Raw genomic sequence first — 25,255 nt, 5'->3', positions numbered from 1 at the left:
GAATTGCCCATGTATGTGGTTGAGCTGATGAGCCAGTGGTCGTTCGGCGCGGTTGAGTGGCTGGTGATCGGCCTCGGTATCGTCGTGGCCTATATCGTTTTCGGTATCGCCGGATTTGGTACTGCGCTGGTGGCAGGGCCTGTGCTGATTCTGTTCATGCCGTTGTCGAAGATCATCCCACTGTTGGTCTTGTTGGATTTTGTCGCAGCCTTTGGTGGCCTGCTGCAAACACGTCGGGACGTGAGCAAACCGGAATTGCTGCGACTGCTGCCGTGTATGGCCATCGGTTGCACCTTGGGTGTGGTGTTTCTGCTCAACCTGCATTCGGACCTGTTGCTGCTGTTGATGGGCCTGTTTATCAGCGCATACGCGATCTACAGCCTGGCGGTGAAGGCGCGGCCCACGCAGTTGGCGGCGGGCTGGTCGATTCCCATGGGGACGGTCGGCGGCTTGTTTGGGGCGTTGTTCGGCAGCGGCGGCTTTTTATATGCGATCTACCTGAACAGTCGTTTGCCCAAGGACGCGGCGCGGGCCACGCAAAGCGCCTTGATCAGTTGCAGCACGGTGGTGCGCCTGAGCCTGTTCCTGATCGCTGGCGTGTATGCCGATTTGCCGCTGCTGATGTTGGCGGTGTGCCTGTTGCCGGCGATGGCCCTGGGGCTGTGGTGCGGGCGCCGGTTGACGATGCGTCTGTCCCGTGAGGCGTTTGTGCGGGTGGTGACGTGGTTGGTGCTGGCCAGTGGGATTGCGTTGATTGGGCGGTATTTGAGTACTTGACCTGGGTGGAGCAGGGATTAAGCTGCCAGCCTTCAGGGCGCCATCGGGGGTAAGCCTCCTCCCACAGTTAACTGTGTTCACAATTCAAATGTGGGAGGGGCTCGCCCCCGATAGCGTCAGCAGCCACACCGCAGGACTCCCATGAACTCCCAAAGCATCCTTGTCCCGAAAATCTCCACCTTGCCCGTCCACGAGCCCCGTGCGCGGGCAATCGTGCGCTGGCTGGTGCGCAAGAACATCATCAAGGAAGAACTGACCACCTGCGGCCGTACCGGCAATCGCATGGCCTACGCCCTGGCCGATGGCGCCCGCGCAGTGGTGCTGCACCCGCAGGCGCTGCCGTTCAACGAACCGGTCAATGGCCTGGAAATCATCTACAAACGCTGCATCTATACGCCGGCCAAAGGCTTTCTTGAAGAAGCCGGCTGCCCAGAGTGCCGCAAGGAAGTCGGTGAAGCCCTGTTCGACAGCCTGGAAGACTGGATGCCCGGCCACACCGACAACTTCACCTGCCCGCTGTGTGGGCACGAAGACGACATCAACGGCTTCCTGTTCCTGCAGGAATGCGGGTTTTCCAACCTGGGCTTTATCTTCAACAATTGGGCAGAGGCGGGGTTCAAGCAAAGCTTTATCGACGAATTTGCCGATTGGCTGGACCAGAAGATCGCTTGGGTCAAGGTCGAGCTGTAGGTTTGCCCCCGATGATCGTTCCCACGCTCCGCGTGGAAATGCATCCTGTGACGCTCCGCGTCACCTCAACGGTGGGACGCAGAGCGTCCAAGGCGGCATTCCCATGCAGAGCGCGGGAACGATCAGGCGAAGCCAGATTTCTCCATCTATCACTATTCCCAAATATGTCAGAGTTTTACGTTGAGACCTGAGGGGTGTCTGAGTATAATGGCGCGCTTCCATTTTCCCGCTCGGGAGCCCCCGCGATGCTGCGTATCAGCCAAGAAGCTCTGACATTCGACGACATTCTCCTAGTGCCCGGTTATTCCGAGGTGCTTCCTAACGAAGTCAGTCTCAAGACCCGCCTAACCCGTGGCATCGAGCTGAATATTCCCCTGGTTTCCGCTGCCATGGACACCGTCACCGAAGCCCGTCTGGCCATCGCCATGGCTCAGGAAGGCGGCATCGGCATCATCCACAAGAACATGACTATCGAGCAGCAAGCTGCCGAAGTGCGCAAGGTCAAGCGTTACGAAGCCGGTGTGGTGAAAGATCCGATCACCATCGAAGCCGACGCCACCGTGCGTGACCTGTTCGAACTGACCCGCATGCACAACATCTCCGGCGTTCCGGTACTGCACGATGGCGACCTGGTCGGCATCGTCACGTCCCGTGACGTGCGTTTCGAGAACCGTCTTGAAGTCACCGTCCGCGAAGTGATGACGCCTAAAGAGCGTCTGGTCACGGTCAAGGAAGGCGCCGACAAGAACGACGTGCGTGAACTGCTGCACAAGCACCGCATCGAGCGCGTGCTGATCGTCGACGACAAATTCGCCCTCAAGGGCATGATGACCGTCAACGACATCGAAAAAGCCAAGGCTTACCCGCTGGCCAGCAAGGATGACCAAGGTCGTCTGCGCGTCGGCGCCGCCGTTGGTACCGGTAAAGACACCGGCGATCGTGTTTCGGCCCTGGTCGCCGCCGGCGTTGACGTGGTGGTGGTCGACACTGCCCACGGTCACTCCAAAGGCGTGATCGACCGCGTGCGCTGGGTCAAGCAGAACTTCCCTGACGTGCAGGTGATCGGCGGCAACATCGCCACTGGCGCTGCCGCCAAGGCGCTGGCCGAAGCGGGTGCTGACGCGGTCAAGGTCGGTATCGGCCCTGGCTCGATCTGCACCACGCGTATCGTCGCTGGTGTCGGCGTGCCGCAAATCAGCGCCATCGCCAACGTCGCCGCAGCCCTTGAAGGCACCGGCGTGCCGTTGATCGCCGACGGCGGCATCCGTTTCTCCGGTGACCTGTCCAAGGCCATCGTTGCCGGTGCTTCCTGCGTGATGATGGGCTCGATGTTCGCCGGTACCGAAGAAGCGCCGGGCGAGATCGAACTGTTCCAGGGCCGTTCCTACAAGGCTTACCGTGGCATGGGTTCCCTGGGCGCCATGTCCCAGGCGCAAGGTTCGTCCGATCGCTACTTCCAGGATTCCTCTGCAGGCGCCGAGAAGCTCGTCCCGGAAGGTATCGAAGGCCGTGTGCCGTACAAAGGCACCCTGAGCGCGATCATCCATCAACTGATGGGCGGCCTGCGTTCCTCGATGGGCTACACCGGCAGCGCCGACATCGAAGAAATGCGCACCAAGCCAGAGTTCGTGCGGATCACCGGCGCCGGCATGGCTGAATCCCATGTCCACGACGTGCAGATCACCAAGGAAGCGCCAAACTACCGCGTAGGTTGAGGCTTCCAGCAAAACGTTAAGTAACCGGGGCTGTTCTTTCAGCCCCGAGTTGTTTCTGATTCATTAGACGAGACTGACTTCATGGCCCTCGACATTCACGCCCACCGCATCCTGATCCTCGACTTCGGTTCCCAGTACACCCAACTGATCGCCCGCCGCGTGCGTGAAATCGGCGTGTACTGCGAACTGCACCCGTTCGACATGGATGACGCAGCGATCCGCGAATTCGCACCCAAAGGCGTCATCCTCGCCGGTGGCCCCGAGTCCGTGCACGAAGCCAACAGCCCGCGCTGCCCGCAGGCGGTGTTCGACCTGGGCGTACCGGTCTTCGGCATTTGCTACGGCATGCAGACCATGGCCGAACAACTGGGCGGCAAGGTTGAAGGCTCCGAGCTGCGTGAATTCGGTTATGCGCGGGTTGATGTGGTCGGCAAGAGCCGCCTGTTGGACGGTATCGAAGACCACATCGACGCCGACGGCCTGTTCGGCCTCGACGTGTGGATGAGCCACGGTGACAAGGTCACCAAGATGCCGGAAGACTTCCACATCCTGGCCAGCACCCCGAGCTGCCCGATCGCGGGCATGTTCAGCGATGAGCGTCGCTACTACGGCGTGCAATTCCACCCTGAAGTGACCCACACCAAGCAAGGCGGGCGCATCCTGTCGCGCTTCATCCTCGACATCTGTGAGTGTGAAGCCCTGTGGACGCCGTCGAAAATCGCTGAAGACGCCATCGCCCAGGTGCGCGCCCAGGTCGGTACCGACAACGTGCTGCTCGGCCTGTCCGGCGGTGTTGACTCCTCCGTGGTTGCTGCGCTGCTGCACAAAGCCATCGGCGACCAACTGACCTGCGTGTTCGTCGACAACGGCCTGTTGCGCTTGCACGAAGGCGAGCAAGTGATGGCCATGTTCGCTGAGAACATGGGCGTCAAGGTGATCCGTGCCAACGCCGAGGAGCAGTTCCTCAACAACCTGGCTGGCGAGTCCGACCCGGAGAAGAAGCGCAAGATCATCGGCCGCACCTTCATCGACGTCTTCGATGCCCAGGCTAAACACCTGGACAACATCAAGTACCTCGCCCAAGGCACCATCTACCCCGACGTGATCGAGTCGGCCGGCGCCAAGAGCGGCAAGGCCCACGTGATCAAGTCCCACCACAACGTCGGTGGCCTGCCTGAGGAAATGAACCTCAAGCTGGTAGAACCGCTGCGCGAACTGTTCAAGGACGAAGTCCGCCGTCTGGGCCTGGAACTCGGCCTGCCGTACGACATGGTCTACCGCCACCCATTCCCGGGCCCGGGCCTGGGCGTGCGCATCTTAGGTGAAGTGAAGAAGGAATACGCCGACCTGCTGCGTCGCGCCGACCACATCTTCATCGAAGAACTGCGCAAGGCCGACTGGTACCACAAGGTCAGCCAGGCGTTCGTGGTGTTCCAACCGGTGAAATCCGTAGGCGTTGTAGGCGATGGCCGTCGATACGCGTGGGTCGTGGCCCTGCGTGCGGTGGAAACCATCGACTTCATGACCGCCCGTTGGGCACACCTGCCGTACGAACTGCTGGAAACCGTCAGCGGCCGTATCATCAATGAAATCGAAGGTATTTCGCGCGTGACGTACGACGTATCGAGCAAGCCGCCGGCGACGATTGAGTGGGAATAAATATTGGCCGACATGGCCAGCGTTGAGTCACTGAAAAACCTGGCCGAGGCCAGGTTTTTTATTGTCTGTCAGATGGGCAACCGGCTTTGCAAACTCATGCCCATGTTAGTGAGGGCACTGGACAGCTTTTCCAGCGTGGGGAAGTGCACATTATGGATCGTAGCCCAGCCAGGCCGGTCGATATAAAAGCTGCCATCGGCCAGCCGATTGATGGGCGTGCTGACGATGCCCCTGTCTCTGCTGTGATGCAGCAGGGTGTAGTTGCCCTGGCTTTCATCTATCAGGTACATGCCCTTGCGAAACAACAGCCGATGGTTTTGCTGCACAGTGCGCCGCACCAGAGGCGCCTCTACTTGTACTCGCAGGTCGGCATGGAAAGTGTCGAAGCTATCGCCGGTGCTTTCAAGCAGGGGCGCAGTGTCGCGATCCATGGCGACGCCGGGGTCCAGGCGCACATCGTTACCTTGTCCAGGCAGCACCTCTTCGACACGCAGCCCGATGCCACCTTCCAGCTCACTGAGGCCGGCGAATCCATTGAAGGTGTTGATGTTTCTCGCGCCCGTCAGTACCAGCCACTTACCGCCACCGTTCAGGGCTCTATCGGTTTGGATAAGGGTGTGGGCGAGGTAATTGCTCGTGACTTGTTCTGACAGGTCGGCGACAGGGTTGGGGTATTTGTAATGGGCTGCGCAGTCGATTGCCTGCACGCGTATGCCGTTGTCCCTGGCTGCCTTGACCAGTTCCAGTTCGTTGAATTGCCCGGATGGGTCAGTGCCCAGTTGGCTCAGGTGGTTTTCCAGGTCCTCGGACATAACCCCGGTGCGGAAGTAAAGGTTCAAATCATCCTGGGCGAAGTCATTGAGCAGGCGGCGCATGTATAGGGTTTTGACGCCCTTGTGTGCAAAGAGCGGCATCTTTTCGATTACCAGGCGGGTGCTGGCGACACGGTCGAGGGTTTCACCGATGACGTATCCCGGTACCTCGTCGGGCAGGTGTTCGAGGGCTTCATCAAGGGTGGCAGTGGGTTCAAAGGCGGGGATGTCCGGGCGAGCCGGTAACCGGGTCCAGGGCAGTTCGTTGTAGAAGTCTTGCGCCAATTGCAGCAGTTTGCGGTGGGTTGCGCCGTAGTAGTGAGTGAAACGGTCGATGCGACCGAAACGGCTTTGAACGTGAGTTTCATTGAGCCCCATTGCCCAGCGTTTTACTTCCGGGCGCGTCGATGGCGGGGTATCGAATTGGGTGGTGACCCTGTGCACGTCGCTGGGTGACTGAGCCACAGGTTGCGAAGGTGGTGGGGTGGGCGAGGGGGGCGTTTTCTTTGCGGCTTTGCTGGAGTTGCCGCCACCGCCTTTCAGGCTTTTGCCGCCGGACACCCGTTCCCACTCATTGAACTCATTCAGACGCACCGCCAGCGAGCCGGAAAAGCCATGGGGGTTGTTCGGGTCGACGATAGCCCAATAACCACGGCCATTGGGATCGCCTTCATAACGTACGTAATAGGCCTGATCGTCCAGCAGGATGGCGTGCTGGGGCATGCCGCCTGTGGACCTGAGGGAATAAATCTGCTGAAACTTTCCGGGGGCGGTATCCAGGGTTTCGCCTTCCAGTATCAGGTTGGTCTGGTAGGCTGCGGGTACCGTAGGTTCGGGTATCGGCGGTGGCGCAGGGGGGGCTGCGGGAAGCGGGGTTTCAACCGCCAGGGTTTCGGTCGCTTCGGCGATATCCGGCATGACCCCGTCGGCTTTCAGCAGCGCCAGGTTGAACAGGGTGTCGATGGCGCTGAGTATCGCGCCCAGCGCTCCGGCGCGGCGTTCGGCGAGGGTTTTACCGTTGATGGCCTGGTCGATATTCAGGCCGAGATTCGCCACGCTGGCCCCCACGACCACCAAGGCCACCGGCCAGCCCGCCACCGCCATCGGGCCGAAGGTTTTGCCAAAGGCATTCAGGTAACCGATCCACAGTTTCTTGCGCAGGTCGCCGTTGCTGCGCAGCGAGAAGTCCGCATCGTTGTGCATGCGTGCCTGGCTCGATTGTGCCAGCCAGGTAAACGCATCGCCTTCAATCGTCTGGTCGGTCTGGTTGATCAGATGGTGATTCCAGGTCCCCCAGTCGATAAACAGCTGGTCGAGTTGGTGGTACAGGCCCTTGTCCACCCAGTCCGGCGGCAGGGTACCCGTCAGAGCCTGGGCGGTGCGATAGATCAATACGGGGGTGAGCAGCATCTGCTTCCACGTCACGGCGTCGGTGTCGTCCTGCTGGACTTGGGCTGACAGCGGGAAGTGGGCCATGAACCGGGCGCGGTTGTCCGGATGATTGGTCTGGTTCAGCAGCCAGAAATGCAGGTCGGCGGGTGTCTCGCAACAATGGAAAGCCTGGGCGTCGCCGGGGACGTAGAGGATTTGCCGGCCAGCGTGGTCGACGATACGCAGGATGTCCGTGGCGATATGCCCACCGATATCCAGCGCCGCCACACGCAGCCCATCCACCGTAGGTGACTCGGCGTGCAGATTGGACAGGGTCGGGGGCCAGGGCAAGTTGCTGGCCAAGGCCTGGAGGACCGTTTGCAGCTGGGGCTCGGTGAGGTGCCCGGCCTGGCGGGCTTGCAGCGCCTGGGCCAGGCAGTTGACCTTGGCCAGAGTACGGAAGTCGTCGAAGTGGGCGCTCCAGAAGTCCTCCATGCGGGTGGTGTAGCGATCACAGAAGTTGATCGCCCAGAAATCATCGAGCACTGTTCGGGCCGATAGCCGCACTTCGTTGTGGTGATCGAACAGCCGCGCCTCGGGCCCGTCGAGATAGAAGCCACCGTCGCCGTCGAGCAGGTCGGCATTGTCCTGGTCATGCACATTGAAGCGGTGAATGACCAACTGCGTCAGCGTCATCGACTCCTGCGGTTTTTCGTTATGGCTCCAACCGGTATAAGTCGCCGCGTCACTGTAGCCGCCGTTGAAGCGGTGCCAGTACACATGATCGGGGTCCAGATCCGCCAGGCCATGTTTGGCGAGAATCTCACGGGCGGTTTCGATGGCCATCGTCTGCATATTCGGGTAGGCATCCAGCACCACGGGAGCCAGGGCCTTGAGTTGTTGCTGGGCGGCGGGGGATGTGTCGGTAAGCGGCATGCTGCTTTCCTTGAGGGGGAGAGCCGAGCATGCCAAGCGCTTCAGAAGGGCGGCGGGTAGATAATTATCGCCTGGCGATATCGCAGAAGTAGAACTTATCCAGGGTGTGTCGTGATTCGGTGTACTCGAACTGCCGCCCGTCCTGCAAGAACGTCTGGTTACTCACCACGATCACATGGCTTTGGCCATCGAGGTCTAAATGTGCCTGGTCGTCCTTGCTGCGAGGCACGGCTTCGATGGCCGTTGGCGTCGTGGCTCTGTAGGAGCGAGCTTGCTCGCGAAAAAACTGAGAGCGCCGCGTTAAACCAGTATCGCTGCGTAATCGTTAACGCGAGCAAGCTCGCTTCTACAGAAAGCCAAACCAATATTTTTATTGATCATTCTCACACGCTGCCTGGGAACGATCATCAGAGCTGCGGGTTATCTTCCGGCGGCTTGGTCTTATCCACACCCGGCACATGCAAATTGCCTTCGACCACCTGGTTACCTTCCAGCTGCGGCTGGGTCACCCAGGTCAGGATGTCGTAGTAGCGCCGGATGTTCGCCACAAAATGCACCGGCTCGCCGCCCCTGGCATAACCGTAGCGCGTCTTGCTGTACCACTGCTTCTGCGACAGGCGCGGTAGCATTTTCTTCACGTCCAGCCACTTGTTCGGGTTCAGGCCTTCCTTCTTCGCCAGCAGCCGCGCGTCGTCCAGGTGGCCGGTGCCGACGTTGTAGGCGGCGAGGGCAAACCAGGTGCGGTCGGGCTCGGCGATTTTGTCGTCCAGTTCGTCCTTGATCTTGGCCAGGTACTTGGCGCCGCCCATGATGCTTTGCCTGGCATCCAGGCGGTTGGACACGCCCATCGCCTGGGCGGTGTTCTGGGTCAGCATCATCAAGCCGCGCACGCCGGTCTTGGAGGTGACCGCCGGTTGCCACAGCGATTCCTGATAGCCGATGGCCGCCAATAGTCGCCAATCGACCTTTTCTTCCTTGGCGTAGGCGCGAAAGTGCTTCTCGTACTTGGGCAGGCGCTGCTGCAGATGCTGGGCGAAGGTATAGGCGCCGACGTAGCCAAGTACATCGACGTGCCCGTAATAGCGATCTTTCAGACGCTGGAGGGTGCCGTTCTTCTCGACCTTGTCCAGGTAGCTATTGATTTCGTTGAGCAGGCTGTTGTCTTCACCGGCGGCCACCGCCCAGCTCTGGTTGCTGGCGTTGCCCAGGTCGAACGCGACCCGCACGTTGGGAAAGTACACCTGGTTCATGGCGACTTCGTTGGAGTCCACCAGGGTCAGGTCGATTTGCCCTTCGTCGACCATGCGCAGCAGGTCGACCACCTCGACGGCGTCGGACTCTTCGTATTCGATGGCAGGGTTCTGCTTTTTCAGCGCCGCCAACTGCTCGGCGTGGGTGCTGCCCTTGAGCACCATGATCTTCTTGCCGACCAGGTCGGCCGCGTTGGTCGGCCGCGACTGGCCGTTGCGGTAGATGATCTGCGGCGTGACTTCGAGGTACGGGTGAGAGAAGCGCACCTGCTGCTGGCGCTGTTCGCTGCTGACCAGGCCGGCGGCGGCCAGCACCGGGCCGTTGGGTTTGCCCAACTGACCGAACAGGTCATCCAGATTGTCGGCGGTTTCGATTTTAAGCGTAACGCCCAGGTCATCGGCAAAGCGCTTGACCAGCTCGTATTCGAAACCGGTTTCACCGTTGCGGTCCTGGAAATACGTCGCCGGGCTGTTCCGGGTAACCACCCGCAATACGCCATCCTCCTTGATTCGCTCGAGCGTGCTGGGTTTATCAACACAGGCGCTGAGCATCAGGAAGAGTCCGGTGGCGATGAGCCATTTGGCGCATCGCGGGCGCAAAACAGTTGGGGAGAACATCTGCGCAGTATACGCAAACGGCCCACGGCGCCATATCTCGACAGCGGTGGACTTGTCTGCTAGCGCCGCCGAAACTGTGCTGCACCCCGCAGAAACGTGGCTTGGCGCCCGATTGTGACGGTTAAAATATCTGCGCCCGATGCCGGGGAACACCCCAGGGCCCCGTGCAAACCGTGCCAACTGACGTTCGGCAGCGGCCAACGGTAGCGTTTCGGGTGCCGTTGGCGAAGGTTTACGCTAGAATGCACGGCCTCAAAGCACACCCCTTCCCGAGGCTGTCCCGAAGATGTTGATCCTGCGCGGCGCTCCTGCCCTTTCTGCCTTTCGCCACAGCAAACTCCTCAAGCAACTGAGCCAGAAGGTTCCAGCTGTTACAGGCTTGTATGCTGAATTTGCTCACTTCGCCGACGTAGCCGGCGTCTTGACCGCCGACGAACAGCAAGTGCTCGCACGCCTTCTGAAGTACGGCCCCAGCGTCCCCGTTCAAGAGCCGAGCGGCCGCTTGTTCCTGGTTCTGCCACGGTTCGGCACCATCTCGCCCTGGTCGAGCAAGGCCAGCGACATCGCCCGTAACTGCGGCCTTTCGAGCATCCAGCGCCTGGAGCGTGGTATCGCGTTCTACGTTGCCGGCCAGTTCAGCGACGCCGAGGCCGAGCTGATCGCCGGCAGCCTGCACGACCGCATGACCCAGATCATCGTCAGCCAGCTGGAACAGGCTGCCGGCCTGTTCAGCCACGCCGAACCCAAGCCGCTGACCTCGATTGACGTGCTGGGCGGTGGCCGCGCCGCCCTCGAGAAGGCCAACACCGAATTGGGCCTGGCCCTGGCCGAAGACGAGATCGACTACCTGGTCAACGCGTTCATCGGCTTGAAGCGCAACCCGCACGACATCGAGCTGATGATGTTTGCGCAGGCCAACTCCGAGCATTGCCGTCACAAGATCTTCAACGCCAGTTGGGACATCGACGGCGAAAGCCAGGAAAAAAGCCTGTTCGGCATGATCAAGAACACCTACGTGATGCACAGCGAAGGGGTTCTGTCGGCTTATAAGGACAACGCCTCGGTGATCGTCGGCTCCGTCGCCGGCCGCTTCTTCCCGGACCCTGAAACCCGCCAGTACGGCGCGGTGCAGGAACCGGTGCACATCCTGATGAAGGTCGAGACCCACAACCACCCGACCGCGATTGCCCCGTTCCCCGGCGCAGCTACCGGTTCCGGCGGCGAGATCCGTGACGAAGGCGCTACCGGCCGTGGCGCCAAGCCCAAGGCGGGCCTCACCGGTTTCACCGTTTCCAACCTGCAGATCCCGGGCTTCGAACAGCCATGGGAAGTGCCGTACGGCAAGCCCGAGCGCATCGTCACCGCGCTGGACATCATGATCGAAGGCCCGCTCGGCGGCGCCGCGTTCAACAACGAATTCGGGCGCCCGGCATTGACCGGCTACTTCCGTACCTTCGAACAATCCATCACCACCCCGCGTGGCGATGAAGTGCGCGGCTACCACAAGCCGATCATGTTGGCCGGCGGCATGGGCAACATCCGTGAAGAACACGTCCAGAAAGGCGAGATCCTGGTTGGCTCCAAGCTGATCGTGCTCGGCGGCCCGGCGATGCTGATCGGCCTGGGCGGCGGCGCGGCTTCCTCTATGGCCACCGGCACCAGCTCGGCCGACCTCGACTTCGCCTCGGTGCAGCGCGAAAACCCGGAGATGGAACGTCGCTGCCAGGAAGTCATCGACCGTTGCTGGCAATTGGGTGACAAGAACCCGATCAGTTTCATCCACGACGTCGGTGCCGGTGGCTTGTCCAACGCGTTCCCGGAACTGGTCAACGATGGCGACCGCGGTGGCCGTTTCGAACTGCGCAACATTCCAAACGACGAACCGGGCATGGCCCCGCACGAAATCTGGAGCAACGAATCCCAGGAACGTTACGTGCTGGCGGTCGGCCCTGAAGACTTTGCGCGCTTCCAGGCCATCTGCGAGCGCGAGCGCTGCCCGTTTGCCGTGGTCGGCGAAGCCACTGCCGAGCCGCAGCTGACGGTGACCGACAGCCACTTCGGCAACAGCCCGGTCGACATGCCGCTGGAAGTGCTGCTGGGCAAAGCCCCGCGCATGCACCGTTCGGCGGTACGTGAAGCCGAGCTGGGCGATGATTTCGACCCAAGCACCCTGGAACTGGCCGACAGCATCGAACGCGTGCTGCACCACCCGGCCGTGGCGAGCAAAAGCTTCCTGATCACCATCGGCGACCGCACCATCACCGGCCTCGTGGCCCGTGACCAAATGGTCGGCCCGTGGCAGGTGCCGGTGGCCGACGTTGCCGTCACCGCCACCAGCTTCGACGTCTACACCGGTGAAGCCATGGCCATGGGCGAGCGTACGCCGCTGGCCCTGCTGGACGCGCCGGCGTCGGGCCGCATGGCCATTGGCGAAACCCTCACCAACATCGCCGCCTCGCGCATCGGCAAGCTGTCCGACATCAAGCTGTCGGCCAACTGGATGTCCGCAGCCGGCCACCCCGGCGAAGACGCGCGCCTGTACGACACCGTCAAGGCCGTCGGCATGGAGCTGTGCCCTGAGCTGGGGATCACCATTCCGGTGGGCAAGGACTCCATGTCCATGGCCACTCGCTGGAACGAAGACGGCACCGACAAGAGCGTCACCTCGCCGCTGTCGCTGATCGTTACCGGGTTCGCACCGGTCACCGATATTCGCCAGACCCTGACTCCGCAACTGCGTATGGACAAGGGCACCACCGACCTGATCCTGATCGACCTGGGCCGTGGCCAGAACCGCATGGGCGCCTCGATCCTGGCGCAGACCCACGGCAAGCTCGGCAAGCACGCGCCGGACGTCGACGACGCTGAAGACCTGAAAGCCTTCTTCGCCGTGATCCAGGGCCTCAACGCCGACGGCCACCTGCTGGCTTACCACGACCGTTCCGACGGCGGCTTGCTGACCAGCGTGGTCGAGATGGCGTTTGCCGGTCACTGCGGCCTGAACATCGTGCTCGACAGCGTTGCCGAGGATGCTGCCGAAATCAACGGCATCCTGTTCAACGAAGAGCTGGGTGCGGTGATCCAGGTGCGTCAGGACGCGACTCCAGACGTGCTGGCACAGTTCAGCGCCGCTGGCTTGGCTGAGTGCGTGGCGGTGATCGGTCAGCCGATCAACAACGGCGAAGTGAATATCTCGTTCAACGGTGATACGGTCTTTACCGGTCAGCGCCGCCTGCTGCAACGCCAGTGGGCCGAGACCAGCTACCAGATCCAGCGCCTGCGCGACAACGCCGACTGCGCCGAGCAGGAATTCGACGTGATCCTGGAAGAAGACAACCCGGGCCTGAGCACCATGCTCAGCTTCGACGTCAACCAGGACATCGCTGCGCCCTACATCAAGAAAGGCATTCGCCCACAGGTTGCCGTGCTGCGTGAGCAGGGCGTCAACGGCCAGGTGGAAATGGCGGCGGCGTTCGACCGTGCCGGCTTCAATGCGATCGACGTGCACATGAGCGACATCCTCGCCGGTCGCGTTGACCTCAATGAGTTCAAAGGTCTGGTGGCCTGCGGTGGTTTCTCCTACGGCGACGTGTTGGGTGCCGGTGAGGGCTGGGCCAAGTCGGCCCTGTTCAACAGCCGTGCCCGCGATGCGTTCCAGGGTTTCTTCGAGCGCAACGACAGCTTCACCCTGGGCGTGTGCAACGGTTGCCAGATGATGTCCAACCTCAGCGAACTGATCCCGGGCAGCGAGTTCTGGCCGCACTTTGTGCGTAACCGTTCCGAGCAGTTCGAAGCCCGTGTCGCCATGGTGCAGGTGCAGGAATCCAACTCGATCTTTCTGCAAGGCATGGCCGGTTCGCGCATGCCGATCGCCATCGCCCACGGTGAAGGCCATGCCGAGTTCGCCAGCGAAGAAGCCCTGCTCGAAGCCGACCTGTCCGGCACCGTGGCCCTGCGTTTCGTCGACAACCACGGCAAGGTCACCGAGACCTACCCGGCCAACCCGAACGGCTCGCCGCGCGGGATCACCGGCCTCACCAGCCGCGACGGCCGCGTGACCATCATGATGCCGCACCCGGAGCGCGTATTCCGCGCCGTGCAGAACTCGTGGCGCCCGGAAGAGTGGAACGAAGACGGCGCCTGGATGCGCATGTTCCGCAACGCCCGCGTGTGGGTGAACTAAGGCGGTGTACAAGCTTGCCTTCTTTGTTCCCGACAGCCATGTGGAGACGGTGAAAACCGCCGTCTTCGCCGCCGGCGGCGGGCGCATCGGCACCTACGACAGCTGCGCCTGGCAGGTGCTGGGCCGCGGCCAGTTCCGGCCAATGGACGGCAGCCAGCCGTTTATCGGTCAGGTCGGGCAGGTTGAAATGGTCCAGGAATGGAAAGTTGAATTAGTAGTGGCGGATGAGTTGATCGTGGCGGTAGTGGCCGCGTTGAAGCTCAACCATCCCTATGAAACACCCGCGTATGAGGTGTGGCAGTTGGCGGATTTTTGATCCGGTAGCTGTAAAAACAAAAAGCCACTGGCCTGATTGGCCAGTGGCTTTTTATTAGGCGTCATTTACCAATAGTCCTTCCTCCCGTGGCGCTTGATTGAACGAGTGACGCTCAGAAACAGCGGTTCGGCCAGCCTGGGGCTGATACGGCTGTAGTAGATTGGGAGAATATTCTCCTTCGGTTGTACGGCCAGGCTAGCAAAGCTCAGGTAGCGCTGTTCCGGCAATTTCAGATGGGCGACGTTGAACTGAGGGTTGGCGGTATCAGCCGCTGAATAGTGGAAGTGAGCATAGGCCAGCACCTGCCGGTTTTTTTTATGAATCACATACTCTTGCAGGTAGTCGTTTTCTGACTTGAGTTTGACCCGTCCTTCTATAAGGGAAATGTCGATTTCCCCTTGAGCCTTCAAGTATTCAATCCCCGCTTCGTTAGGTAGATTGCGCTCGATGATGGCAACTCGAAGCAATCGACCTTGCTCCCGCAGGCCGGTGGCACCCTGGGTCAGCTTATCGACCAGCTGTTCGTCGGCCGCTTTTTTTCTTGCTGGTTCTTGCGCCCAGATGTCACGAATTTTCCCTGCCACCTCATCCATTGCGTCGGCCAGGCGAGCCAGGTGTGCCTCGGTACTGTTCGGTGTTTTGGACTTCAGTGATTCTTTTTGCTCTCGACTTATCGTGGAGGGTCCCTTGGACAGCAAATCTCTTGCGTCAGCCAGCAGTTTTTTCAGCGACCGAGCGGGTCTGAAGGACGGTTTTTTGGGCTCGATATTCTCCTCCCACTCCTCCGTCGTAGCGTTCTTGCGAAAACTGATCACGGGCTGGTTATCGACAGGTCCGATAACATCCATGATTTCTACGTCCAACTCCGGGGTGCGCTCGCGCTCCTGGCCGACCCATACCCGCTGTTTACGGTCACGTATCACTCGCTTGCCTGGGCTCAGGCTCGGAGTTGGAGTCGGTTGCCGTTCAGGGATGTGCGATTGCTCACTGATGGCTAAGGCCAGATCCTGTTCCGCCATCTGCCTTACTTTGTCGATCTGGCGCCAGAGCCCCATTAAATGCTCAGGGTCTATCAGTCCCGATTGGGCCTGCTTATAGTAAATCAGCCAGGACTGGGTATCCGTGTACTCATGAATGAGTTTTTCAAGCCCGCTAATCCGTAGCTCAGGCGAGACGAGGCCAGGGGCTTGCACGTACTTTTGCGACGCGATGGCCAGCATCACGCTGTCGCATAACTGCTTGAGGTGCACAAAATCATCAAACTCTTCGGGCAGCGGTGGTCGCCTCAAAACCAGGCTCTTGTACACGTCCAATTGTGCGAACATCCAGTCAAGCGGTGCTGCCTGTACTGGATCCTGTGCCAACGTGCTGCGTGACAGATCAAACCCGGGGACGGACATAAGCTGCTGCAGGTTGTTTTTTTCCAGCGTGCTCAACTCAATCAGTCGGTCGTTAAAACCCGCAACCTTGCCCAGGTAGTCCTGTATGTTTTTATGAGCCGCCTGGGCGGTGCTCTCGTCGGTCTCATCGAGTTGTGCCAGCCACTGATTCTGAACCGCTTTCGGCGGAGCAGCGTCGTGGCGCTCCTGAATGACTACAGCCATTTGATGCTGCAGGTTGTCTACCAGGGCTTCCTGTTGCTGTATCAGTTCCTGCTCGAACCCGGGGAGGGGCTGGTTGTGGTTTTTTGCGTACAGCAGATCCAACTTCTCGAATTGAAAACGCATCTGTTCCTCAAGCTTGCTGACGAGGCTTGCCCTGATTGCCGGCCGTTGCTGCATGGAAAGCGCGGGGTTTTCATTGAGTGTGGAGGCTATCTGCACGGCCCGTTCAGCCGTCATCAACCGGGCTGTCACATCGTGGTATTTGTTTTGCAGCTCTTGATTGTAGTGCTGGATTTGCGCTCGCCGGGCCGCCACTGTTTTTTTCGGCCCAGCGCCGCGCAAGCGCATCTGCAAATCAATGGTCCACACCCCCCTGTTATTGCGCCTGATCCAAGGGCCCCAGCGTCCCGGTTGTTTGAGGTCGACCACTCGTAAACACCCCTCGAACTTCTTGACGGCGTACAGTGCCCCTTGAAGGACTGCGAGATGATGCGGTTCTGCTCCGGTAACGGGTCTGCTGACCAGACCTCTCAGTGGCCCGGTTCTTTCAACGTTTTTGAGAATGTCCGGTGACTGTTCACCCGCAGCCGGTCGCCACTTGAAGGTTTCCAATGCTGTTTTCAGCCTCCCCGTCGGTTGACCGGATGGATCGGACCAGGACAAATTCATCTCTGTTATGTCTGCATGCAGACGCCGCCACGCAAATGTCGATGGAGTTTTTTTCTGATGCACGGGCGGACTGAAGTCGCTTTCTATAAGTCTGGGCCTGATGGGCATTTTTGCAGGATTCACCGCCAGGCGCTCGTCCAGCGTCAGTGCATGATTGAGCAGCAACGCCGACATACTGGAGAGCAGCTCTGCCAGTGCATCGGCCCGGGCTGTTGGATCAGCCTCTTGCGGTAATCTCACGTACGTGTGCAGGCTGCTCAGCAATGTGTACAGCCATCCAGCCGTCGCCACCGGGCCCCTTATCAGCGGTAAAAAGGCGCCGAACACCTGCCATAGATCATTCTTGAAGAGTGTCCAGCGCAACGCTTCATTGGAGGTCGACTGTTTTTCCGCGCGCTGCCACAGGCTCCTGGCGTTTTCATCGAATACGCTGGCCAGGAAATCCCCCGACACGGGTGTATCACTGAGCAATACCGGGCTGGGGGTATATAGCGGCTCATGTTCATCGCCTTGCAGAAAGCGCTGGGTGTGGGGCTGCATAAACCCGCCGTTACGGAACAACGCTCGATCTTGCTCGGAGAAGCTCTCCAATACCGCCCCTTGTAATGTGCTATCGCCTTGAGCAATTGCCTGGAGCAGTGCTTCCCGGCTGGGAAATTGGCGCAGGGCTTCAGTGTGGCCAGGGCGATAGAGAATATGCGGCAGCGTGCTGTTGTCACGGGGGCCAATCACAAACATATTGCCGGCCCTGTGTGCAGCACTTCCCTCGTAGGTCAGGAATGCCAGGGGGCGCGCGACGATGGCTTCGCCGTCGACCTGACGCTGTGCCGGTTCATCCGCCAGCAGCGCCCGGACTACCTGAAAGCCGGAAAACGTGACGCCTTGCCGCTTGCTGAGGCAATACTCCAGCGCCTGCAAGGGCAACTGGACGGTCATTTGGTCGATAAACAACCGCCGGCGCCGACCGGACTCGACCGCGTTCAGAATCAAGCGGTCCTTGAGGAGTGCCGGATAGTGCCGGCCTACATTGACGGTTTCGATCAGTTTCTTGAGGTAGGTCGGCTTGATCCACCAATCGGGTACGTAACCGGGTTCTGCCTGATTGCTGATCTCTACACCGGCATAGGGCGTGGCGAAAGGGTTTTCCAGCGCAGATTGCGTCAGGGTCAGGACAGTTTGCTGCGTCCAGCCCACCGTCCCACCCTGGGTTCGGGTAAAGGTCAGCCGGTAGTCGTCCGGGTTAATGAGTACTTCCTGTGGATAATCCAGCGCCATCTGGCGTTGCAGGGCCTTGCGGGCATACACATCAATCGGGTCAAGCCCATCCATGAATCCGGCCCCGGCTGTGCGTTGTTGCACCTGAGTCAGTCGGGAAAGCAACTGACCATAGGTGAGGCGATCAGCGGTCGAGGCGGTCTGCAACCAGAGAGGTAGTTGCTCCTCATTGATCAACGGGGTGTTGCGGTCGGGATCGAACCAGGCCAGTGGGTCGGTGAGGTCTTTGAACAGTTGCTCATAGTCGGCGATTTCGGCGTATTGCGACCAGTCAATGCGGGCCAAGTCCCTGAGTTGCTTTTCCAACAGGCTTTGCGCCAGGTAATCGAAGGGGTTGCTATCAATCTCCTTGAGGACCCACTGGATCGACAGCCCCGGGGTGTATTCACTCATATAGCGGGGTAACAAGGCGCCCACATCCGCCAACTGATCGAGCCTCAACAGCTGAATGGGCGGGATGTAGACGAGGACAACCTCCTGCTGGTTTACCTGTCGGCGCAGTACCAGCAGGGGAGGCCACTGGCCGGGTTGTCCTTCACTGGCGGCATACACCTGATAGAACCGCAGCCCGTTATTGTCCCACGTAGTTCCTGTGCGGTTTGCCTGACGTGTGACGTACGCCTCGTCCCCCAACAGCATCTCCCGCTCTAACGCGTTTAACGGCGGATTCTGCCGTGCCCGCTGTAAGCCCAAGTGCAGATGATTGCTTACGGCCCGCCAGCGTGTCAGTGAGGCATTCGCGGGCACTGCACTGTTCCAATACGCAACCAAATGGGAAGTAAACGCCTTTCCCAACTCGGGTGCCAAGGTGTTGAGCATGAGTTCGATGTCATCGATCGACACGGCTTCGGTCCCCGTCGTTGACACCGGTCCCGAGGTTGTCGAACTGGCTAGCAAACGATGGTGCCCAGGCGTGTAATTCAACGGCTCTCGAATCATGCAGCGCCGAATCAGGGCATCACTCAAGGTTTGAAGCTGACTGAAGCCTGGTCCCGCGCCCTCCCGTTGCACCCCCACCCACAGGTCGCTCGCTTGTAACGAGTTGCCCATCGCCCAGTCCTTGATCCACTCCTGGAGCAATGACTGAGCCACCGCCGTCAGCCGCGGTCGGGCGGCAAATAATGGTGATAGATAGTCGCGTGATGCGCTGGCCTGTTGAATCGCTGGAGAGAGTTCTAACGTAGTGCGCATGCCAATCTTCCCTGTCGGTTGATGCGTCTAACGTAGACGGGCGGATAGCGCATCGAGCGGTAGATAGATACTCGGCAAAGGCGCAGATGGCGGATATTTGTAGGGTCGAGGTTGCCGACGACTGCTCTCCAAACAGCGGAGAGCAATCGAAAAAGCAGGTTACGGTGCTGGTGCGGGTCTTAGACCTGGATATATTTGGAGTGACTTGATCAGGGCGTCCTCGGAGTCGAAGCGTCGCTGCTCCATATTCCATCGAGTAATAAAATACTTCCCTGCATCGTCTTTCTGAATGGCTGTGACCATAACGCCATCGTTACGGGAGAGATGTATCAAATTAGCCTCGGTTTCCGATGGCCGTTCGATCACGTAGTGCCCGGTTTTTTTCAACCATGTCCTTTTTGCAGGTACAACAGGCGCCGGCGTCAGTTGCAGGTCCCTTGTCACTTTGTAGATCAGGTCTTTCTGGTATTTGAAGCGCTCATGGGCCATACCCTCCAGATCAATAAAGAACAGACCGGTATCGTCTATCTGAATAGGCGTAGAGATGATGCCCTCCGCGTCGGAGTAGCGCAGCAGATTGGTCTCAGGGTCCGATAGGCGTTCGATCAGGTAGTGGCGCGGGTCTTTCAACGTTGACCTGTCGACAGGAACATCGGGGATACGTGCTGGCTGTCCGACAATGACCTCCTCCAGTTTGAAGTCGTTACGCAATGCGCTCCGGCCCTTTATGCTATCCAGTGTTTCCCAGCGACCGAGGTGAATTTTTTTGCCCAGGCCAGGCGCGACATCACGGACGTTCAGGCTGACCGTCTCCAGTAACTCTGCCAGCCCAGGTATCCCTGCGTAGTAATTGGCATGTGAGTTGCCGACGAAAGCGATCCATTTATGCGGCCCATGCGCCGCCTGGTCAGCTTGTATGACCCGTGAGGCAAAATAATTGAACATCTTGGTCCGGGCGTCGTCGGGCATTCCCTTGAGGTTATAGCTGGCGACGCAGTCCAGGGCTCTGATACGGATGCCGTATTTGCTGGCGGCTTGGTAGACCTCCGTGTAGGTGTGAGGGCCGGCATGACGGAAGTGCATGTGGCCTATGTCCTGTTGTTTCAGGTATCTCTTGAGGTTGTCAGGGAGCTGTTGGGTTTTAAGAAACACCTCCAGTTCGGCCTGATGAAGGTCGGTATACAGATGTTCGACATAGAGTGTCTTGAAACCCAACTTCTTGATGGTTTCCATCTGTGTTATCAGCAGTTTTTTGCTCGACTCCATGCCGTGGGGTTCACCCAGCACAAGCCCTGGCAAGGAACTGTCGCTGATCTGTTTCAGAAAGGATTCAGGTGTGGTGTTGTCCGTTATGGTGGGCAACGTCGGTCGAGAGGGGGGAGTGTAGTCGGTAAAGAACTCTTCAGCCTTGACGTGCAGCCGGGTTCGCGCCTCGATAAAAGTATCGAAAGCAGCCCCCTTTACCCCGCCACGAGGACGGTAAACGGGATCCAGGCCACGGCGGCTGCTGTAATCCAGGCGAATAATTTCATCTCTCATGGAGACAGGGATGTCAAACTCGTTGGCATTGAGCACCGAGGATGATGTGCCGGCCACCGGGTCGACTTGTCCTGCGCTGACGCCGCCAGCCTTCGGCTCGATAGGAGCGGGCGCTTTGTAGGGGGTTTGCAGTGTCATTCGATAGTCTCCCCTGGCTGACGGGTCACCCGGTATCGATCCGGGGGTGTCTGTCCAGATACCCACGGGCTGGTTCGGGCCGATGTCCTCAACTCGCAGGGCGACGGCATTTTGCAGGTCTGCCAGGCCAGGTGTTTCATTGAACGTACGCAGGCGGGATGAATCCACGAGTGCAACCCAGCGCTCGTCGGGCTCGGTGAGGGCATCCGCTTCGATGGCGCGGTGGGAGTAGAAGTTTCTGATGGCGTTGTCCCGCGGCGTGGTCGGGGAGGTATCGCCCATTTGCAGGGCATCCTCCAGGTGGTAGGAGGTCGAGGCGTCCAGCGCCTTGATCTTGATGCCCTTCTCGCGCGCCTTGCGTACCAGGGCCAGGTAGGAGTATTCGGCGTTCTCGGCGAAGCCCACGGTTTTGTCGAGGTTCTTCAAGTGCCGCTCAATATGCCTCCATGATTTGCCGCGATTAAGCTTCTCCAGCTTGGGTCGAAACACATCGCCGGGCAGGTATTCCACATAGAGACGCTTGAAACCGTTTTCGATCAACGCATCCATCTGCTCAATCAGCAATTGCTTGCTGGCGATAGAGCCGGGGACCGCGCCGATGACCAGGTTCTGGTTTGCGGCAAAAGCATCGCTGGCAATCAATTGTGGGAACTGAGTGTTGGCCTCGACAGCAAGGGCGTCGGCTCGTGGCGCAAGAGGGTCGAGATATTTGAAGAAATTCTGGGCGTCCTTCGTCAGACGTTCGACTTGTTGTTTATAAATGTTGAGTGCAGGTGCCAGCTGTGCTGCGGCGACACTGGGGAGCAGGCCAGGATCGCTGAACCACTCGTCTGCGCGTTGCCGCATGGCGGCACCGATGTCCGGGTCCAGTACGCGTTCAACATCGCGCCAGTGTCTGGCTGGCATCTCATAGTTTTTCAGCGTGTCAGGTGCTTCAGGCAGTTTTTCATACTTGGGTGCTCCGCCAGTGACGCCGGTACGTGTCCAGACCCCTTGTGCGTTTGGCGCTGCCACACGGGTGGTAGAGACCAGTTGCCCGCTGATCGGGTCGAGGCGATACAACAAGTAGCGACCGATCTCATCCGGCGTCTTTTTGGCCCAAAGGAATTCACTGTCAAACAGCACTCTTTGCATGTCAGCGGTTGGGAGTGGCGCAGGTTCCAATTGCTGGATCAGCTTCATGACCGGGTTCTGTGGGGCTCTTCTCGCGACCTGGCGCAAGGCCGGTTTGCTTAGCTGCTTCAATGATGCGAGGGCCGGGCGCAGATCGGTGAAGGCTGCGCCGGCACTGTTGAGCAGATAGCCTATCAAGTGTTCCAGGGCACCTGCGTTATCGCCCTGATGGTAAGCGTGCAAGGCCAGCATGCCGTCCTTGAAAGCCAGCAGCATCCCCAAACTCAGGCTCAGCGCCGGAAACGGGGCCGTGGCAACGGCGCTCGCCCACTCCACGCAGGTCCACAGGATGCCGGCGATCATTTGGGTACGATTGACGGTGGTTGCTTGCACGTCATCGATTTTGCGCTGCAGCTTCATGTCATACAGCAGCCGGCGCAGGTCAAGTACTGGAGGTATGGCGCGGGTCGAGTCGTAACGCGCTGGGCTGGCGGTGGTTTTATCCAGGTTTTCAGGCAGCTGTTTTTGCGCTTCCTCCAGGAATGTGCGCACGCGTGTACGGGACGGCACACCGACGCGGCTGGTGAGGTAGGTGATCATGCCGGGTAGCTTTTTCAGCAGGTAGTTGAACTGCCGGGCCTCGCGAAAGCTGATGCCATCTGGCGCTTGCGGTGTGTAGAGCAGCACGGGGTTATCGCCGTGGCTGAACAGGTAGGTATCGATGATCCATTCGCCGTCGATCAGAAGTCGGTGGATCGCATAATTGCCGCGTGTCTGTGTCGAAGTCTCGCCCATGCTGGCGATACTTTGGTTCAGCCATATCAGGTCAACGTCGGCAATATCTCCTTGCAGGCGGCTTTCAAGGGCGGCGGTTTGCAATTGCAATTGGGTGATGGCCAGTGTCGCGTTACGCCGAAAGCTGTAGCCCGCACTGGCCCTGTCGAGCAATTTCGCTTTGAGTTCGTTGATGTAGCGCGCGCCGATCCACACGCCAGTGACCGAGCGTGCGACCTTTTCGGCGGTCAGTGGGCTGATATCAATGCCTTGCGGGCCTTTGAAGCGGGCTGATCGAGAGAATTTCTGGTCGAGAAAACCCACGCCGTCGCTGTAGCCGTCGCGATAAAGTTCAGTGTAAGTCAGGGGTGGTGGGGTCAACTTGCCCAGCACTGCCGCAGGTGAGTAGGCCCACACCGTATCGGGATCAACATCGTTTTGCCTGCGCCCCAGCAGCTCGTTCAGCTTCTTTTTCGCCTGTTCATGCAGGTAGTCGGAAAAGCTTGGGTAGCGCGCTTCGGACAACGGCAAATCGTTGTAGATGCGCAAGGCGTGTCGGGCATCTTCGGCCAGTTGCAATAGTTTCCGGCGGTTGTCGGTGCTGGTGGAGCGAAACCAGTTCGGTGTGCCGAGTGCGTAGTCGTCGATACGGGTTGCCAAGACGTGGGCTGACATTGCCTTGAGGCAATCGGCATGACTGCCGATATTGTTGAACGCCACCTCGTTGTATTCCTGGGCGTGGGGCTTGAAGCTCAGGCCGTTCAAGACACGTTTCATGGCCGGGCGAAAACGCAGGGGGACCCTTTTGATCAGGTAGTCGGTCAGCGTGCCTGGCGGTTCTCTGTGGCCGTTGTCCAGGCTCCAGCCGAGGATATGGTTCTGGCAGGCGATTTCGCTGTCAAATGCTTGGAATTGCTGCTCTTGAGGCGCCTCGGGAGTACACAGCAACAGGCGCTTGACCACGCCGCTGGCATCGCTCTGACGCAATACCCACAAGTCTTGAAGTTGTGCCTCATGAAGTGAAAGTGTCGCGGCGCTCAGTTGGCTATCGCTGCCCTGGCGCAGGCTTTGAACCAGTTGGAAGTCGTCCTCGCGCAGGTGGCCCTGGAGCACTGCGGTATAGGCCAGTGCGTTGATCCGCTGATCGAGCATCTGTTCGATGGCGTGTCTGAGTTCGGGCTTCTTGTGCAGTTGTATTTGTATATCGCCAAACGCGATGCGCGGTTGCAGTGTGCTTAGCTGCCGCGCCAGCCAGGCCGGTGTCAGGTCGTCGTAGTCTTCGGGCAGGGGCGCGCCATTATAGAGAAGAGTGGTTTTTTCCAGGAAGTCGGAACCGGGCAACTCATCACCGGTGCGCAGGCCGCGCAGGGCCAGGTCGATCAGATTGCGGTCGTGTTCATACTCGCCGATAGGGGCGACATGGCGACGGGTGATGACCTGCAGGTGTTCCGGGTTCAGGTGGTGAATATCCAGGTCATCGCTCAGGCGTTCGAGCAGTTGATAACGGGCCAGGGTTTCAGGCGTGGCGACAGGGTTGAGCAGGTCGAGCATGTCCTGACGCGCTTCGTTATAGCGGGCCAGATGCTCGGCCAGGGTGGCTCGCCGGGTTTCGCTGGCGCTGCGATACCAGTCCGGGGCGCTGTTGCGCAGGTGGCGCTCCAGCAAGCGCTGAGCGCGCCACTCCAGACGGGCGTTGAGGTCGGGCAGGGCGCAGGTGATGGCGAGATCAAGGGCATCGATCAACTGCACCGCGTCTTGTGTCGGGTTATCGACAAGGCTCAAGGCACGGTCGATGTCCTGGGTGCGTTTGTCGATCAGGGCGTTGTACGTGTGTTCGAACAGCGGCTCATCGGTTATGGGCGACAGTTCCAGCGGCCAGATCCCAGCGGGTGTCAGGGCGTGATAGCGCATAGGCAGCAGACTCATGAAGTCGCGATGCTGAGCCGTGTCATCCATGCCTTGCAGCAAATGGTTGTTGAGTTTATCCAGCGAGTCGAATGATTCGATTCCATGCGCAGGGGTGAACAGCATCACTGCGCCGACTGCCTGGCCTGGCGACAGGTCGGTCGCCAGCGGGCTGGATTTTTCGGTGAGTACAAAGGCACCGGCCAGTTCGACGACCTGTTCCTGGTAGCGGAAAGTCAGTGCGTAAACGCCGGGACGTAGCGCTGGTCCCCGCGACACCTTTGCGAGGATTTTCTGTTCCTGCGGGTGTAACAGGCGATCCTGGACACCGAGGGCGGCTTCATGCTCAAGCGCGGTGAAGCCTGCGTTATAGGTCATGAAGGATTTGCGTGACTTACCGCCGATCTGCTCGGAGAGATCGAGGTCTTGTAGATGAGCGTTCAGCGTCGTCTTGAGCAGCGCAAGTTTTTGCGGTAAATCATGCGGCTCCAGTGCTTGATAAAACGCTCGGCTCTTGGTCAGAAACTGCTGCCGATAGCTTTTCAGGACGCCGTTCAGTGTTTCCAGATAAGCCAGTTCGGTTGAAGCTTTTTGCTCTGGCAGAAGCGGTCTTTCGATCTTGAGCAGGTGATTGCCAATCTGGTTGAGATTGCCTTTGATGCCTTCAACGGCCTGGGTGGTGGTGCTCACAGGAACGCTCTCCATGTTGGGACAAGAGTC

10 protein-coding genes and 1 pseudogene are annotated in these 25,255 nt (G+C 59.5%); 6 read left to right on the top strand and 5 right to left on the bottom strand.

Annotated elements, in window-relative coordinates:
* Positions 1-9: 9 nt before the first annotated feature.
* The 4 genes from C4J92_RS21520 (at position 10) to guaA (ending at position 4,841) form a co-directional block, all read left to right on the top strand.
* On the top strand, positions 10-777 hold the full coding sequence (locus C4J92_RS21520) for a sulfite exporter TauE/SafE family protein (RefSeq protein ID WP_124405845.1): 768 nt from the start codon (positions 10-12) through the stop codon (positions 775-777).
* 141 nt (positions 778-918) lie between these two features.
* A complete protein-coding gene (locus tag C4J92_RS21515) occupies positions 919-1,467 on the top strand; it encodes a sugar ABC transporter ATPase (RefSeq protein ID WP_124364282.1) in 549 nt (182 codons plus the stop codon).
* A 245-nt stretch (positions 1,468-1,712) separates the two neighbouring features.
* Positions 1,713-3,182: an IMP dehydrogenase gene (guaB, locus tag C4J92_RS21510; RefSeq protein ID WP_014719807.1), complete on the top strand. Its 1,470-nt coding sequence runs from the start codon at positions 1,713-1,715 to the stop codon at positions 3,180-3,182.
* An 81-nt stretch (positions 3,183-3,263) separates the two neighbouring features.
* Complete coding sequence (gene guaA / locus C4J92_RS21505; RefSeq protein WP_124368247.1) at positions 3,264-4,841, top strand: glutamine-hydrolyzing GMP synthase; 1,578 nt, start codon at positions 3,264-3,266, stop codon at positions 4,839-4,841.
* Positions 4,842-4,909: 68 nt separating this feature from the next.
* Here the strand turns inward: guaA and C4J92_RS21500 are convergent, their stop codons facing one another.
* The 3 genes and pseudogenes from C4J92_RS21500 to mltF all read right to left on the bottom strand — a co-directional run bounded on the left by C4J92_RS21500 (position 4,910) and on the right by mltF (position 9,828).
* The gene (locus tag C4J92_RS21500; protein WP_124405194.1) at positions 4,910-7,960 is read right to left on the bottom strand and encodes a membrane-targeted effector domain-containing toxin; all 3,051 of its coding nucleotides are present in this window, start codon (positions 7,958-7,960) and stop codon (positions 4,910-4,912) included.
* A 64-nt stretch (positions 7,961-8,024) separates the two neighbouring features.
* Positions 8,025-8,198 (bottom strand): annotated as a pseudogene (locus tag C4J92_RS21495) (UTRA domain-containing protein); the annotation flags it as partial.
* A 169-nt stretch (positions 8,199-8,367) separates the two neighbouring features.
* The gene (gene mltF, locus C4J92_RS21490) at positions 8,368-9,828 is read right to left on the bottom strand and encodes a membrane-bound lytic murein transglycosylase MltF (RefSeq protein WP_124364278.1); all 1,461 of its coding nucleotides are present in this window, start codon (positions 9,826-9,828) and stop codon (positions 8,368-8,370) included.
* A gap of 286 nt (positions 9,829-10,114) precedes the next feature.
* On the opposite strand from mltF, the gene purL reads away from it, so the two are divergent.
* Complete coding sequence (purL, locus tag C4J92_RS21485; protein WP_124405193.1) at positions 10,115-14,011, top strand: phosphoribosylformylglycinamidine synthase; 3,897 nt, start codon at positions 10,115-10,117, stop codon at positions 14,009-14,011.
* Positions 14,012-14,015: 4 nt separating this feature from the next.
* Positions 14,016-14,327 carry a YqfO family protein gene (locus C4J92_RS21480; protein WP_124405192.1) on the top strand — a complete coding sequence of 104 codons (312 nt, stop codon included), beginning with the start codon at positions 14,016-14,018 and terminating at the stop codon, positions 14,325-14,327.
* 65 nt (positions 14,328-14,392) lie between these two features.
* Here the strand turns inward: C4J92_RS21480 and C4J92_RS21475 are convergent, their stop codons facing one another.
* Both C4J92_RS21475 and C4J92_RS21470 read right to left on the bottom strand, forming a co-directional pair.
* A complete protein-coding gene (locus C4J92_RS21475) occupies positions 14,393-19,066 on the bottom strand; it encodes a dermonecrotic toxin domain-containing protein (RefSeq protein ID WP_124405191.1) in 4,674 nt (1,557 codons plus the stop codon).
* A gap of 159 nt (positions 19,067-19,225) precedes the next feature.
* Positions 19,226-25,225: a membrane-targeted effector domain-containing toxin gene (locus C4J92_RS21470; RefSeq protein ID WP_177413190.1), complete on the bottom strand. Its 6,000-nt coding sequence runs from the start codon at positions 25,223-25,225 to the stop codon at positions 19,226-19,228.
* Positions 25,226-25,255: the final 30 nt, after the last annotated feature.

Origin of the sequence: Pseudomonas sp. R3-18-08, assembly GCF_003852065.1 — a bacterium.
GTDB lineage: Bacteria > Pseudomonadota > Gammaproteobacteria > Pseudomonadales > Pseudomonadaceae > Aquipseudomonas.
Note: the sequence above shows the minus strand (reverse complement) of the source record. Positions and strands in the feature narration are given on the sequence as shown.

Bases quoted from the DNA above. Each gene is read 5' to 3' on its own strand.
- C4J92_RS21520 (WP_124405845.1), top strand. From the start codon at position 10: ATGTATGTGGTTGAGCTGATGAGCCAGTGGTCGTTCGGCGCGGTTGAG.
- C4J92_RS21515 (WP_124364282.1), top strand. From the start codon at position 919: ATGAACTCCCAAAGCATCCTTGTCCCGAAAATCTCCACCTTGCCCGTC.
- guaB (WP_014719807.1), top strand. From the start codon at position 1,713: ATGCTGCGTATCAGCCAAGAAGCTCTGACATTCGACGACATTCTCCTA.
- guaA (WP_124368247.1), top strand. From the start codon at position 3,264: ATGGCCCTCGACATTCACGCCCACCGCATCCTGATCCTCGACTTCGGT.
- C4J92_RS21500 (WP_124405194.1), bottom strand. From the start codon at position 7,960: ATGCCGCTTACCGACACATCCCCCGCCGCCCAGCAACAACTCAAGGCC.
- mltF (WP_124364278.1), bottom strand. From the start codon at position 9,828: ATGTTCTCCCCAACTGTTTTGCGCCCGCGATGCGCCAAATGGCTCATC.
- purL (WP_124405193.1), top strand. From the start codon at position 10,115: ATGTTGATCCTGCGCGGCGCTCCTGCCCTTTCTGCCTTTCGCCACAGC.
- C4J92_RS21475 (WP_124405191.1), bottom strand. From the start codon at position 19,066: ATGCGCACTACGTTAGAACTCTCTCCAGCGATTCAACAGGCCAGCGCA.